15 protein-coding genes are annotated in these 13,341 nt (G+C 67.8%); all 15 read right to left on the minus strand.

What is annotated here, in order from left to right; genetic code table 11:
* Positions 1–35 precede the first annotated feature (35 nt).
* The 15 genes from uvrC to IAI53_RS07820 all read right to left on the minus strand — a co-directional run bounded on the left by uvrC (position 36) and on the right by IAI53_RS07820 (position 13,340).
* Positions 36–1,862 carry an excinuclease ABC subunit UvrC gene (gene uvrC / locus IAI53_RS07750; RefSeq protein ID WP_187717991.1) on the minus strand — a complete coding sequence of 609 codons (1,827 nt, stop codon included), beginning with the start codon at positions 1,860–1,862 and terminating at the stop codon, positions 36–38.
* Between the two features lie 136 nt (positions 1,863–1,998).
* Entirely contained in the window at positions 1,999–3,105 is a 1,107-nt protein-coding gene (gene nagZ, locus IAI53_RS07755; protein ID WP_187717534.1) for a beta-N-acetylhexosaminidase, read from the minus strand.
* Positions 3,102–3,479: a holo-ACP synthase gene (gene acpS, locus IAI53_RS07760; RefSeq protein ID WP_187717535.1), complete on the minus strand. Its 378-nt coding sequence runs from the start codon at positions 3,477–3,479 to the stop codon at positions 3,102–3,104. Before acpS ends, nagZ begins: the two co-directional genes overlap by 4 nt.
* The gene (locus IAI53_RS07765) at positions 3,476–4,219 is read right to left on the minus strand and encodes a pyridoxine 5'-phosphate synthase (protein ID WP_187717536.1); all 744 of its coding nucleotides are present in this window, start codon (positions 4,217–4,219) and stop codon (positions 3,476–3,478) included. The genes acpS and IAI53_RS07765 overlap by 4 nt, the downstream gene beginning before the upstream one ends.
* Positions 4,216–4,947: a DNA repair protein RecO gene (gene recO / locus IAI53_RS07770; protein ID WP_187717537.1), complete on the minus strand. Its 732-nt coding sequence runs from the start codon at positions 4,945–4,947 to the stop codon at positions 4,216–4,218. Before recO ends, IAI53_RS07765 begins: the two co-directional genes overlap by 4 nt.
* Before the next feature lie 18 nt (positions 4,948–4,965).
* The gene (era, locus tag IAI53_RS07775) at positions 4,966–5,892 is read right to left on the minus strand and encodes a GTPase Era (protein WP_187717538.1); all 927 of its coding nucleotides are present in this window, start codon (positions 5,890–5,892) and stop codon (positions 4,966–4,968) included.
* Complete coding sequence (gene rnc / locus IAI53_RS07780; RefSeq protein WP_187717539.1) at positions 5,889–6,560, minus strand: ribonuclease III; 672 nt, start codon at positions 6,558–6,560, stop codon at positions 5,889–5,891. The genes era and rnc overlap by 4 nt, the downstream gene beginning before the upstream one ends.
* A 5-nt stretch (positions 6,561–6,565) precedes the next feature.
* Positions 6,566–6,922 (minus strand): DUF4845 domain-containing protein, encoded by a 357-nt coding sequence (locus IAI53_RS07785; RefSeq protein ID WP_187717540.1) that lies wholly within the window; start codon positions 6,920–6,922, stop codon positions 6,566–6,568.
* Between the two features lie 16 nt (positions 6,923–6,938).
* Positions 6,939–7,727, minus strand: a complete 789-nt coding sequence (gene lepB, locus IAI53_RS07790) for a signal peptidase I (RefSeq protein WP_187717541.1) — start codon at positions 7,725–7,727, stop codon at positions 6,939–6,941.
* 43 nt (positions 7,728–7,770) lie between these two features.
* A complete protein-coding gene (gene lepA / locus IAI53_RS07795) occupies positions 7,771–9,570 on the minus strand; it encodes a translation elongation factor 4 (RefSeq protein ID WP_187717542.1) in 1,800 nt (599 codons plus the stop codon).
* Between the two features lie 94 nt (positions 9,571–9,664).
* Positions 9,665–9,925 carry a glutaredoxin family protein gene (locus IAI53_RS07800; protein ID WP_187717543.1) on the minus strand — a complete coding sequence of 87 codons (261 nt, stop codon included), beginning with the start codon at positions 9,923–9,925 and terminating at the stop codon, positions 9,665–9,667.
* Between the two features lie 4 nt (positions 9,926–9,929).
* Positions 9,930–11,372, minus strand: coding sequence for a DegQ family serine endoprotease (locus IAI53_RS07805; RefSeq protein WP_432813915.1), 1,443 nt, complete (start codon positions 11,370–11,372; stop codon positions 9,930–9,932).
* The gene (locus tag IAI53_RS07810; RefSeq protein ID WP_187717544.1) at positions 11,369–11,836 is read right to left on the minus strand and encodes a SoxR reducing system RseC family protein; all 468 of its coding nucleotides are present in this window, start codon (positions 11,834–11,836) and stop codon (positions 11,369–11,371) included. Before IAI53_RS07810 ends, IAI53_RS07805 begins: the two co-directional genes overlap by 4 nt.
* Complete coding sequence (locus IAI53_RS07815; protein WP_187717545.1) at positions 11,833–12,798, minus strand: MucB/RseB C-terminal domain-containing protein; 966 nt, start codon at positions 12,796–12,798, stop codon at positions 11,833–11,835. Before IAI53_RS07815 ends, IAI53_RS07810 begins: the two co-directional genes overlap by 4 nt.
* Complete coding sequence (locus tag IAI53_RS07820; RefSeq protein WP_187717546.1) at positions 12,795–13,340, minus strand: sigma-E factor negative regulatory protein; 546 nt, start codon at positions 13,338–13,340, stop codon at positions 12,795–12,797. Before IAI53_RS07820 ends, IAI53_RS07815 begins: the two co-directional genes overlap by 4 nt.
* Between the last annotated feature and the right edge of the window lies 1 nt (position 13,341).

Genomic DNA, 13,341 nt, shown 5'->3' on the forward strand with positions numbered 1-13,341 from the left:
GAAATCCGGCCGTCGGCCGCTGCTGTATCGGTGCGTCAGTGCAGTGCCGAGTATATCTGTTCGGCAAGCTTTCGGCTGACGCCGTCGACCCGGCACAGATCCTCCACCGTGGCCTTGCGCACCCCGTCCAGGCCGCCGAAGGTGGCCAGCAGGTTGCGCCGCCGGGAGGGGCCGACGCCGGGGATGTCTTCCAGCTTCGAGCCGATGCGCGCCTTGGCACGGCGCGCGCGGTGGCCGGTGATGGCGAAGCGGTGGGCCTCGTCGCGGATCTCCTGGATCAGGTGCAGCGCCGGCGCATCCGGGGCAAGATGCAGCGGCTCGCGCCCGTCGGGGAAGATCAGCGATTCCAGCCCGGGCTTGCGGCCTTCGCCCTTGGCCACACCGACCATGGCCACCGATTCGAGGCCGACTTCGGCCAGGATCGCGCGCGCCGCGCTCACCTGTCCGCGGCCGCCGTCGATCAGGATCAGGTCGGGGCACAGGCCCTCGCCCGCCGCCACCTTGCCGTAGCGGCGCTCCAGCACCTGGCGCATGGCGGCGAAGTCGTCGCCGGCGGTGATGCCGGCGATGTTGTAGCGCCGGTAGTCGGCATTCTTCATCTGTCCGTCCACGCACACCACGCAGGAGGCGACGGTGGCCTCGCCCATGGTGTGGCTGATGTCGAAGCACTCGATACGCCGCGGCGGCTCGGCCAAGTCGAGGGCCTCGCGCAGCGCTTCCAGGCGCTGTTCGCTGCGCCCGGTGTCGCGCGCGCGCGCCTGGATGGCGAGCCGGGCGTTCTTCTGCGCCATCTCCATCCACGCCTTCTCCGCGGCGAAGCGCGGCGCGACCAGCGCACAGGGGGTATCCGACAGTTCGGCCAGCAGTTCGCGCAGTGCCGCCGAGGGTGCCTCGACCAGCAGGCGCGCGGGCATCGGATGCATCGCGTAGTGCTGCTCGATGAAGGCCTGCAGCGCGTCCTCCGCGCTGCAGCCCGCGGCGTTGCCGGGGAACTGCGGGCGGTCGCCCAGATGGCGGCCGCCGCGCACCATGGCGATGTTCACGCAGGCCACGCCGCCCTCCTCGACCGCCGCGACGATGTCCACGTCCTCGTCCTTGCGGCTGTCGACGAACTGGCGGTGCAGCACCGCCTGCAGCACGCGCACCTGGTCGCGGCAGGCGGCGGCCTGCTCGAAGTCGAGCCGCTCGGCGGCCGCGTTCATGCGCGCGGTGAGGTCGTCGATCACCTCGCTGGCGCGCCCGTCGAGGAAGCGCGCGGCGAGCCTGACGTCGGCGGCGTAGGCCTCCTCGTCGATCAGCCCCACACAGGGCGCGGTGCAGCGCTTGATCTGGTGCAGCAAACAGGGCCGCGAGCGATTCTGGAATACCGAGTTCTCGCAGGTGCGCAGCTGGAAAGTCTTCTGCAGCAGGTGGATGCTCTCGCGCACCGCCCAGGCGTTGGGGAAAGGGCCGAAGTAGCGCGCGCCCTTGGCGAAGGCGCCCCGATGGTAGGCCAGGCGCGGAAACCCGTCGGCAGAGAGCTCGATGTAGGGGTAGGACTTGTCGTCGCGGAAGAGGATGTTGTAGCGCGGCGCCAGGCTCTTGATGAGATTGTTCTCGAGCAGCAGCGCCTCGGCCTCGGAGCGGGTCGGGGTAACGTCCACGCGCATGATCTGCGCCACCATCATGGCGATGCGCGGGCTGGAGAGCGTCTTCTGGAAGTAGCTGGAGACACGGCGCTTGAGGTTCTTGGCCTTGCCGACGTAAAGCACGCGGTCTTCGGCGCCGATCATGCGATAGACGCCGGGCTCCTCGGGCACGGCCTTGAGGAAGGCGCGCGCGTCGAAAGCGGGCGCCGCCGATGCGCCTTGTTCCTGCGGCACGGAAGGCTCGCTCACCAGCCCCTCCGGTAGGAGCGGCCTTGGCCGCGATGCGGCGTCATTGATACCCGCAACCGCCTTATCGCGGCCAAGGCAGCTCCTACGGGGGGAATCGAGGACATCATGGGCCCGCCTCCGCTCAAGCCGCCGGAGCGTCGCCGCTGGTGCCGGCGGCCATCATCGGCGCGGCGGCGTCGCGCTCGGCCAGCGCGCACACCGCTTCGCGCGCGTGAAGGTAGCGTGGGGCAAGTTCCAGCGCGAACGGGTCGGCATGGCGCGGCTGGCCGCGCAGCGCGGCGATGCGCCGGCGCCCGGCCTCGTCCGGCGCGGGCGCCCAGCGATCGAGCAACTCGTCGGCCAGATCGGGGCGGTTGCACACCAACACCATGTCGCAGCCCGCATCATGCGCCGCGCGTGCGCGGCCGACGATGTCGCCGGCCACCATCGCACCCTCCATGTTTAGATCGTCACTGAAGATCGTGCCGGCGAAACCCACCCGGCCGCGCAGCACGTCCTGCAGCCAGAAGCGCGAGAAGCCGGCCGGGTTCGGATCGGCCGCCGGGTAGATGACATGCGCCGGCATCACCCCGCCGAGCTGCCGTCCCAGACGGTGGCGATAGGGCGCGATGTCCTGCTCCCAGATATCTTCGAAGCTGCGTTCATCGACCGGGATGTCCACATGGGAATCGGCCTCCACGTAGCCGTGCCCGGGAAAATGCTTGCCGACGCTCTTCATCCCGGCCTCCGCCATGCCGGCCACCAGCGCCTGGGCGAGCGCGGCGGTGACCGTCGGGTCACGGTGCAAGGCACGATTGCCGATCGCCCGGCTGCAGCCGTAGTCCAGGTCCAGCACCGGGGCAAAGCTGAGATCCACCCCATGGGCGAGCAGTTCGGCGGCCAGCACATAGCCGGTGTCGCGCGCCGCATCCAGCGCGGCCAGGTGATCCTGCTCCCACAAGGTGCCCAGGGTGCGCATCGCCGGCAGGCGGGTAAAGCCGTCGCTGCGGAAACGCTGCACCCGTCCGCCTTCGTGGTCTACCGCGATCAGCAAGGTCGGCGAGCGCAGCGCGCGGATCTCGGCGGTGAGCGCGGCGAGCTGTTCGGAGCCGCTGAAATTGCGCGCGAACAGGATCACCCCACCGACCAGCGGGTCCTGCAGGCGGATACGCTCGGCGTCGGTGAGCGTGGTGCCGGCGACGTCCACCATGACCGGGCCGAGGGGCAGATTGATGGGCGAAGCGTTCATGCGCGTTCGATCAGGGCAAAGGCCACCACGTGGTCCACCTCGTCGGCCAGGCTGAGGTGGGCGGAAAGGCCGTGCTCGGCCATGTGCGCGGCCAGGCGTTCGTCGTACTCGAAATGCGGCTTGCCCAAACCGTCATGGCCCACCGCCACCGCATGCAGGGTGGCCGGAACCGCCACGCCGGTGCCGAGCGCCTTGCCGAAGGCTTCCTTGGCGGCGAAGCGCTTGGCGAGAAAGCGCGCCGGGTCGCGGCTGGCGGCCCAGGCGGCGCGCTCGCTTTCGGCGAGGATGCGTGCGGCGAAGCGTTCGCCGTGGCGTTCCAGCGCATCGCGCATGCGCGCCACGGCGACGATGTCGGTGCCGATGCCGTGAATCATGCCGGCTGGCGCATCAGGCGCTTCATCTCCGCCACCGCCTCGCGCAGGCCGACGAACACCGCGCGGCTGACGATGGCGTGGCCGATGTGCAACTCGCGCACGCCGGGCAGGCGGGCGATGGGCTGCACGTTGTAGTAGTTGAGCGCGTGGCCGGCATTGAAGCGCATGCCCAGCGCGCGAATCGCCGCCCCCGCGGCAGTCACGCGCTGCAGTTCGGCCAGCACCGCCGGCGCCTCGGCATCGCGCCCGGCGCTGTGGAAGGCGTGCGCGTAGGGGCCGGTATGCACCTCGCACACCCGCGCGCCGATGCGTGCAGCAGCATCGATCTGCACCGGGTCGGCGTCGATGAACACGCTGGTGACGATGCCGGCATCCGCCAGACGGGCGATCACATCCTTGAGCGCGGCCTCGTTGGCGACGATGTCCAGACCGCCTTCGGTGGTGACTTCCTGGCGCCCCTCGGGCACCAGCATGGCCATCTCCGGCTTGACCCGGCAGGCGATGCCGACCATCTCGTCGGTGGCCGCCATCTCCAGGTTGAGCTTGACCTGGGTGAGCTCGCGCAGGCGACGCACGTCCTCGTCGTTGATGTGGCGGCGGTCTTCGCGCAGATGAATGGTGATACCGTCCGCGCCGCCCAGATGGGCTTCCACCGCGGCCCACACCGGATCCGGTTCCCAGGTCCGCCGCGCCTGGCGCAGCGTGGCCACGTGGTCGATATTGACGCCGAGTTCGATCACAGTTCCTGCAACTCCTTCAGTACCCGGCGCGACTGCAGCGGCTGCCCGCCCAGGTAGTGGTTGATGACTGCGCGCAGCAGGTTCTTGCTCTGCGCCAGGGTCTCGGAGGCGGAGAAATCGCCGCTCGCCATCGCCAGCAGGCTGCGCCCGCTGATCAGCGGCGCCTCGCCCGCGGGCGGCAGATCGCCGGTAACCGGCACCGGACCGCGTTCGATTATATAGAGGTAGTCCAGCGCGGGCCGCACCGGCTCGCCGCTGTCGGCCTCGGCGTCCAGCCCGGCGCCGTAGCCGAGTTCGTGCAGCAGCGCGAGTTCGAAGCGGCGCAGCAAGGGCGCGAAGGCGTCACCGCGGGCGAGTTCGCGCAGCGCCTCGGCGTAGGCGGCGAACAGCGCCGGATGGGCGTCCTCGCGCGCGGTCAGGCGCACCAGAAGTTCGTTGAGATAGTAGCCGCACAGCAGCGCACGGCCGGTGAGCAGCGGCTGGCCGCCCTGCCATTCGGCGCGCACCAGGGTCTTGACCTCACCGCCGCCGGACCAGTCGACCAGCAGCGGCTGGAAGGCCATCAGCACCCCGCGCAACGGCGACTGCGGGCGGCGCGCGCCCTTGGCCACCAGCGCGACGCGGCCATGGTCGCGCGAGAGGATCTCGGCGATCAGGCTGGTCTCACGCCAGGGATAGGTGTGCAGCACGAAGGACGGCTGCTGTTCGATGCGCTGCTTCTGGCTCACGCCGCACCGCCAGATGGCTTATTCGTAACCGAGGCTCTTGAGCGCGCGCTCGTCGTCGGCCCAGCCGCTCTTGACCTTGACCCAAACCTCGAGGAAGACCTTGCCGTCGAAGAGCTTTTCGAGCTCCACGCGCGCCTCGGAGGCGATGCGCTTGAGCCGCTCGCCGCCCTTGCCGATGACGATGCCCTTGTGGCCGGGCTTGTCGACGATCACCGCGGCGTGGATGCGGCGCAGCCGGCCTTCGACCTCGAACTTCTCGATCTCCACCGCCATGCCGTAGGGCAACTCGTCGCCGAGCAGGCGGAAGAGCTTCTCGCGCAGGAATTCGGAGGCCAGGAAGCGCTCGCTGCGGTCGGTGATCTCGTCCTCGTCGTACATCGCCGTGCCTTCCGGCAGCAGCGGGGTGGCGGCGCGGATCAGCGCGTCCACGTTGGTGCCGCGCTCGGCCGACAGCGGCACGATCTCGGCAAAGGGGTAGACCGCGCTCATCTGCTCGATGAAGGGCAGCAGACTGCGCTTGTCGTCGAGGCGGTCGACCTTGTTGATCACCAGCACCACGCGCGCGCCTTCGGGCAGCACCTCGACCACCTTGCGGTCGTCCTCGCCGAAGCGCCCGGCCTCGACCAGGAAGAACACCAGGTCGACGTCGCTCAGCACCTGGGTGACGGTGCGGTTCATCGAGCGGTTCAGCGCGTTGCGGTGATGGGTCTGGAAACCCGGGGTGTCCACGAAGACGAACTGCGCGCCGGCATCGGTACGAATGCCGGTCACCCGGTGGCGGGTGGTCTGCGCCTTGCTGGAGACGATGCTGATCTTCTGCCCGATCAGGCGGTTGAGCAGCGTGGACTTGCCGACGTTGGGGCGCCCGACGATGGCGACGAAGCCGGTGCGGAAACCGGCCGCATCGGCCTGCTGGCCACCGGCCGTGGGAGTGGAATCGCTCATTTCTTTCTCAGTTGGCTCAGGGCCAGTTCGGCCGACTGCTGCTCGGCGGCCCGCCGGCTGGCGCCGCGGCCCACGGTACGCAGCTGCAGCGATTCGATCACGCAGGCCACTTCGAACTCCTGCGCGTGCGCCTCGCCCAGAACATTGACCATCTCGTAGCGCGGCAGGTTCAGCTTGCGCCCTTGCAGCCATTCCTGCAGCGCGGTCTTGGGGTCCTTGGTCGGCGCCCGCGGATCGAGATCGGCGAGCACCGGCAGGTAGAGCCGGTCGATCACCGTCTTGGCCGCCGGGAAGCCCGCGTCGAGGAAGACCGCGGCGAACAGCGCTTCCAGCGCGTCGGCGAGGATGGACGGACGGCGGGAGCCACCGGATTTCATCTCGCCTTCGCCCAGGCGCAGGTTGTCGCCCACTTCAAGCTGGAGCGCGATGCGGTGCAGCGCTTCCTGGCGGACCAGGGAGGCGCGCAGGCGCGACAGTTCGCCTTCGCGCAGTTCATCGAAGCGCTCGTAGAGCGCCATCGACACGACGCAGTTGAGGATGCTGTCGCCGAGGAATTCCAGCCGCTCGTTGTTAGGCTGGCCGAAGCTGCGGTGAGTGAGCGCCTGCTGCAGGAGCGCGGGGTCGGAGAACGCGTGGCCGAGTTCGCGTTGCAGGCGGGGCAGACTCATCCGGCTCAGTTCGCGGACGAGGCGTCGAAGGCGATCAGCAGGCTGACGTTGCCGGCGATCGGCACGGTGCGGTCATACTCGATCTCGATCAGCACACGGCCGCCCTGCTTGGTGATGATCAGGTCCTCACCCCGTACCGACTCGATGTTGTCGATCTGCGCACGACGGTTGAAGCTGCCGCGCATCTGCGACATCGACGCACCGTTGTCGCCTTCTTCGGCGACCAGCGGCAGGATGCGCTTGATGGACATGTACTCGTTGACCGCAGGCACGGTGCGGAAACCGAGCAGGAGGAAAAATGCAGCAAACGCGCCGACGATCAGGACGCTGATCAGGCTGAGGCCGCTCTGCTTGTTCTTCATTCGACGCACTCCCCGTTCAGTTGAAACTGCCGATGCGTTTCATGTCGTTGAAATTGAACCAGATGAAGAATGCCCGGCCGACGATGTTCTCGTCCGGCACGAAACCCCATACCCGGCTGTCGCTGCTTGCGTCGCGGTTGTCGCCCATCACGAAGTAATGCCCTTCGGGTACGAGGCAGCGCACGCCCGCGCTAGTATAGGTGCAGTGGTCGCGAAAGGGGAAATCCATGACCTGCGGCAGATAGGCCGGCGCGTCGTCCTCGATGAGCAGGCGGTGTTCGGTGTCGCCCAGCTTCTCGACATAACGCGGCGAGTAGTACAGGCGGTCGGTGTGCAGGTACTGTCCGTCGGTCTCGATCCTGACCGGCTCGCCGTTGATCGTCAGCCGCTTGTTCAGGTACTCCACCTTGTCGCCCGGCAGGCCCACCACCCGCTTGATGTAGTCCAGCGAGGGGTCGGCCGGATAGCGGAACACCATCACGTCGCCGCGCTGCGGGTCATTGACCGGGACGATCTTCTTGTTGATCACCGGCAGGCGGATGCCGTAGGTCCATTTGTTGACCAGGATGAAGTCGCCCACCAGCAGGGTGGGAATCATCGAACCGGACGGGATCTTGAACGGCTCGACCAGGAAGGAACGCAGCACGAAGACGATCAGGATGACCGGAAAGAAGCTGGCGCCGTACTCGACCCACCAGGGCGACGGCGCCCCGGGAGCGCGGCGCTTGCGTGCGAAGAAGCGGTCGACCACCCACAGCGCCGCGGTGGCGACCAGCAACAGGAACAGAACCAGGGCGAAATTCACGCGGACTCCATGATCAGTCGTCGGGGGTGCTGCCGCGGCAGGCTCACTTGCCGTCCTCGACGCGCAGCACGGCGAGGAAGGCCTCCTGCGGAATCTCGACGTTGCCGACCTGTTTCATCCGCTTCTTGCCTTCCTTCTGCTTCTCCAGCAGCTTCTTCTTGCGGGTGATGTCGCCGCCGTAGCACTTGGCCAGCACGTTCTTGCGCAGCGCCTTGATGGTCTCGCGCGCGATGATGTGCGAACCGATCGCCGCCTGCACCGCCACGTCGAACATCTGCCGCGGGATCAGCCCGCGCAGCTTGGAGGCCAGTTCGCGGCCGCGGTACTGGGCGCTGGCGCGGTGCACGATGACCGACAGCGCATCGACCTTCTCGCCGCCCACCATCATGTCGAGCTTGACCAGGTCGGCGCCGCGGTACTCCTTGAACTCGTAGTCGAGCGAGGCGTAGCCGCGCGACACCGACTTGAGCTTGTCGAAGAAGTCCATCACCACTTCGTTCATCGGCAGGTCGTAGATCAGCTGCACCTGGCGGCCGTGGTAGCGCATGTCCACCTGGATGCCGCGCTTCTGGTTGCACAGCGTGATCACCGGGCCGACGTAGTCCTGCGGCAGGAAGATGGTGGCGGTGATGATCGGTTCGCGGATCTCCTGGAACTTGCCCACTTCCGGCAGCTTGGAGGGGTTCTCGACGTGGATCACTTCGCCGTCGTTGAGCACCACTTCGTACACCACCGTCGGGGCGGTGGTGATCAGGTCCATGTCGAACTCGCGTTCCAGGCGCTCCTGCACGATGTCCATGTGCAGCAGGCCGAGGAAGCCGCAGCGGAAGCCGAAGCCCAGCGCCTGCGAGACTTCCGGCTCGAACTGCAGCGAGGCGTCGTTCAGGCGCAGTTTCTCCAGCGAGTCGCGCAGCTGGTCGTATTCGGACGATTCCACCGGATACAGGCCGGCGAACACCTGCGGCTTGATCTCCTTGAAGCCGGGCAGCGGCTCCGCGGCCGGCCTGGACACCAGGGTGATGGTGTCGCCCACCTTGGCCGCATCGATCTCCTTGATGCCGGCGATCACGAAGCCCACCCCGCCGGTTGGCAACTCCTCGCGCGCCACCGACTTCGGTGTAAACACCCCGACCTGCTCGCACAGGTATTGCGAGCCGGAGGACATGAAGCGGATCTTGTCCTTGGGCTTGAGCACGCCATCGACCACCCGCACCAGCATGACCACGCCGACGTAGTTGTCGAACCAGGAATCGATGATCAGCGCCTTCAGCGGCGCGTCCGGGTTGCCCTTGGGCGGCGGCATGCGCGCAACGATGGCTTCCAGCACTTCCTCGATGCCCAGGCCGGTCTTGGCCGAGCACAGGATGGCGTTGGAGGCATCGACGCCGATCACGTCCTCGATCTCGGCGCGCGCGTTGTCCGGGTCGGCCGCCGGCAGGTCGATCTTGTTCAGCACCGGCACCACCTCGACGTCCTGATCGAGCGCGGTGTAGCAGTTGGCCACGGTCTGCGCCTCGACGCCCTGCGAGGCATCCACTACCAGCAGCGCGCCTTCGCAGGCGGCCAGCGAACGGCTGACCTCGTAGGAGAAGTCCACATGCCCCGGGGTGTCGATCAGGTTCAGGTTGTAGACCTGCCCATCCTTGGCCTTGTACTGCAGCGCCGCGGTCTGCGCCTTGATGGTGATGCCGCGCTCGCGCTCGAGGTCCATGGAGTCGAGCACCTGCTGCTCCATCTCGCGGTCGGACAGTCCGCCGCAGAAGTGGATCAGCCGGTCCGCGAGCGTGGACTTGCCGTGGTCGATGTGGGCGATGATGGAGAAGTTGCGCGTATGTTGTTGCATGGATGACAACAGAAAGGGCGCCTCGCGGCACCCTGTTGGATTGGAAGGCCGGACACGGCCACCCGCTAGGAATGATCGGCTGCCAGACGCAGCGCTAAGGGGCGGATTCTAACGGAAAACCGCTGCAATAGGCACGAACCGCGGCCTCGTCGAGATGGTAATGGCACAGCTCCTGCTCGCCGGCGAGGACCACCGGCACCAGCTCGTCCCAGCGCGCTTCCAGCTCCGGATGCCGGTCGACGTCGATCACCTTCACCGTCCAGCCCAGTTCGCGCGCCACGGGCTCGAGCTGCTCCACGAGTTCATGGCACAGATGGCACCACTCGCGGCTGAGCACGGTCAGTTCACGCTGCATCGCTTCACTCCCCCGTCTTGAGGCTCAGATAGCTTTCGATTTCCCCGCGCAGCACCAGCACGGTGATGCTGCGGCCATCCTTGAGCTCCGCCTGCGCACGCTCGAAGTCGGCGAGCTTGTGCAAGGGCTGGTGTTTGCCGCCTCGAACCGTCGCCAGGACCACATCGCCCGCGCGGATGCCGGCGAGCGCCGCAACGCCCTGGGCGCGCTCGACCACCAGTCCGTACTCGAGCCGGCGCTCGCGGCGCTGGGCGGCGGTCGGCTCGGCCAGCACCAGTCCAACGCCTCCGGCCCGTTCATCCTTCCTTGCGGACATCCGCACCGGCGGGGCTTCCTCCGCCCACTCGCCGACCACGACCGCCAAGTGCCGCTCGGCACCGCCGCGGATCACCGCAAGCTCGACCCGTTCTCCCGGCCGGCTGGCGGCGACGACGCGCGGCAGGTCGGTGGAGTTCGCCACCGACCTGCCCGCGAAACGAACGATCACGTCGCCCTGCTCCACGCCGGCCCGCGCCGCCGGACCGTCCGGCTCCACCGTACTCACCAGCGCACCCTCTGCACGTGCCAGGCCGAAACCTTCCGCCAGCTCGCGCGATACTTCCTGGATGGCCACGCCGATGCGCCCGCGCCTCACCCGGCCCTCGTCGCGCAACTGCGCCTGCACATCCATGGCCACATCGATCGGGATGGCGAAGGACACCCCCATGAAGCCGCCGGTGCGGCTGTAGATCTGCGAATTGATGCCCACCACTTCGCCGCGCAGGTTGAACAGCGGACCACCGGAATTGCCGGGGTTGATCGCCACGTCGGTCTGGATGAAGGGCACGAAATTCTCGTCCGGCAGCGAGCGCCCCTTGGCACTGACGATGCCGGCGGTCACCGAATGATCGAAGCCGAAGGGCGAGCCGATCGCCACCACCCACTCGCCCACCTTCAGCGCCCCGGGATCACCGAGCACCACCTGCGGCAGGCCGCGGGCCTCGATCTTGATCAGCGCCACGTCGCTGCGCTCATCCGCGCCGACGACCCGCGCGGGCAGTTCGCGCTTGTCGGCCAGCCGGACGAGGATCTCGTCCGCACCGTCGATCACGTGTGCATTGGTGAGGATGTAGCCGTCCGCACTGATGATGAAGCCGGAGCCGAGCGACTCGTCATCCGGCTCGGATTCCGGCTCCGGCAGGCGCGGATGCGGCGGAACGAAACGACGGAAAAAGTCGAACATCCGCTCGCCTTCCCCGAGCCCGGGAAAACCGGATCCGCGCTCGCGAACCTGCTGCGTGGTGCTGATATTCACCACCGCCGCACCCTGCCCTGCAACCAGTGCGGTGAAATCCGGCAGTTCGGCGGCCGCCGCGGCCTGCACCACGGCAAGCAGCAATGCGGTGTGCACGAGCGCGAGCACCCGCCGCAGCGGACCGCTGCAAACCCTGGCAAGGAACACGCTCAATGCCCCTCGTCCGCTGCGTGCCCACACGACGGCGCGGCGCCGAGCACCGCCATGCTCAGACTGCTGCGCCAGCGCCTGCTGCGCAGCAGTACGCGATTGGACAGCCAAGCGAGCAGCAATCCACCTAGGGCACCGGCCAGCACGCCCGCATCACCACCGCCACCGCCCAGCGCGCCTGCAGCCCCGCCGGCGACCATCAGCACAGCGCCCAGCGCATAGCTGGCCAGCGCGGCACGCAGCGGCGCACCATCGTCGATACAGACCCGCACGCTGTCTCCCGGCCGGGCACCGATAGGATTGGGCAGGCGGAAGGTTTCGGTAGGCGGCTTGAACAAGTTGGAAATCTTTACCGAGCGGCAACCGCCGGGCTCGTCGCAACGGCCGCAACCTCCGGCCTGCTCGCTCACCTGCACCCAGGCATGCTCGCCCTCGAGGCGCACGACGACCGCACGCGCTTCGATCATCGCGCGACGGCCTCGATCGCGTCGCCGATGCGCCGGACCGCGCGGGACGGCACTTCTCCCAGTGCGGTGACCAGATGGCCATCCACACGCCGCTTGTAGATATTGATCGAACCGGCCTTGAACGGCGACTCCTCGCCCACCGGCTGGCCGGGCTCCACCGGCTCGATGAACACCGAGATGGTCGCCAGCCCGTCGCTGAAGAGCATATGCACGACCTCTCCACGCCCCTCGCCCAGCGGGCGGCGAACGACCGAGTCGAGCGAGAAACCGGGAAGCGCGTCCTTGAGCACCCACCCGGCCTCGTCCTGGGTCACCGCGCTGCCACGCGTATTGACCACGCGCCAGTCGTCGTTCTTGCGGTAACGCGGCGACAGCGAGTCGCGGTCCACATCGCCGATCCGAACTTCGCTGAAGGTAAACTGCTCGATGATCTCGCCACCCTCGTCGACCATGCGCGCCTTGAGCAACAGCCCGGACTTCCGTTCCGCCCAGAGCATGTGGCCGTAGCGCAGGTCGTCGCGCGGATCGAGGATGATCAACTGGCTGTCATGGCCCGCCACCCGCGCGGTCTCGCCCTTGCGGATGCGGTAGTTCTCGGCAAGTCCGGCAAAGGACGCCGGGATGCGCGCCGGAAACGCGCGACGCCCGCCCGGTTCGTCGATGATCACGACCTTCTGCTCGGGCAGCACGCAGCGCACCGCGCTGTTGGAGCGGATCACCTCGCGCGGGCTGCCGTCGAGCACCTCGAGCCGCTCGTGCTCGCCGGTGGCGTCCACGAGATGGGCGATGCGCGACGTTTCGAACTGGCGTCCGGCCTGGTAAATAAAGGTGCCGGAATAATTGAGTTGCCTGGACGCGGAGGCGATACGCCCGAGCCAGGACAGCGGATCGTCGGGTGCTTCGGCGCGGACCGGCATCGCCATTGCCGCACCGAGGCAGAACACAGCAAGCAGACGCCTCATCGACCAGCTTCCGGCTGGAGTTCCGACACGGTGCGCACATACTGCACCGCACCCGGCAGAGGTCCGCCGCTCATGGCCTGGTGGGCAAACACGTATTCGCGATGCGGATCGGGCGTCGTTGCGCGAGCGTCCTGCCGCAGACCCACCACGCTGGCCTGCTGCTCGACCACCGGTGCCGAGACCGCCGCAAGTTCCACTCCGCCGGTGTCCTGCGACGAGATGGTATGCGCCACCCAGCCGACCGCCGCCACCCCCATCAGCGATGCGGCCACCGGCATCACCGACTGCCAGACCGACCTGCGCGCCCCGCTGGCCGCCGCCCGGGCCGGTGCGAACACCACCGGCTCCCGTTCGACCTCGGCCATCACACGCGACACGAAGTCCTGCGAACCACCCTGCTCTCCGCGCAGCACGTCGCCGATCAGGCACCAGGTATCCCAATCCCTGCGCGCAGACGGATCGCGCTTCAGGGTATCGAACATGGCCGCCATCGAATGTTCGTCCAGGCTGCCGTCGAGCAGGGTCGACAATTTGTCCTTCATG

This window comes from Thauera sedimentorum, from assembly GCF_014489115.1.
In the GTDB taxonomy this organism is placed as follows: domain Bacteria; phylum Pseudomonadota; class Gammaproteobacteria; order Burkholderiales; family Rhodocyclaceae; genus Pseudothauera; species Pseudothauera sedimentorum.

What these genes read in the sequence shown, in the direction of transcription:
- nagZ (WP_187717534.1), bottom strand. Translation starts at nt 3,105, where the DNA reads ATGAACGCTTCGCCCATCAATCTGCCCCTCGGCCCGGTCATGGTGGAC.
- IAI53_RS07810 (WP_187717544.1), bottom strand. Translation starts at nt 11,836, where the DNA reads ATGATCGAAGCGCGTGCGGTCGTCGTGCGCCTCGAGGGCGAGCATGCC.
- IAI53_RS07785 (WP_187717540.1), bottom strand. Translation starts at nt 6,922, where the DNA reads ATGAAGAACAAGCAGAGCGGCCTCAGCCTGATCAGCGTCCTGATCGTC.
- rnc (WP_187717539.1), bottom strand. Translation starts at nt 6,560, where the DNA reads ATGAGTCTGCCCCGCCTGCAACGCGAACTCGGCCACGCGTTCTCCGAC.
- acpS (WP_187717535.1), bottom strand. Translation starts at nt 3,479, where the DNA reads ATGATTCACGGCATCGGCACCGACATCGTCGCCGTGGCGCGCATGCGC.
- lepA (WP_187717542.1), bottom strand. Translation starts at nt 9,570, where the DNA reads ATGCAACAACATACGCGCAACTTCTCCATCATCGCCCACATCGACCAC.
- IAI53_RS07800 (WP_187717543.1), bottom strand. Translation starts at nt 9,925, where the DNA reads ATGCAGCGTGAACTGACCGTGCTCAGCCGCGAGTGGTGCCATCTGTGC.
- IAI53_RS07820 (WP_187717546.1), bottom strand. Translation starts at nt 13,340, where the DNA reads ATGAAGGACAAATTGTCGACCCTGCTCGACGGCAGCCTGGACGAACAT.
- IAI53_RS07815 (WP_187717545.1), bottom strand. Translation starts at nt 12,798, where the DNA reads ATGAGGCGTCTGCTTGCTGTGTTCTGCCTCGGTGCGGCAATGGCGATG.
- era (WP_187717538.1), bottom strand. Translation starts at nt 5,892, where the DNA reads ATGAGCGATTCCACTCCCACGGCCGGTGGCCAGCAGGCCGATGCGGCC.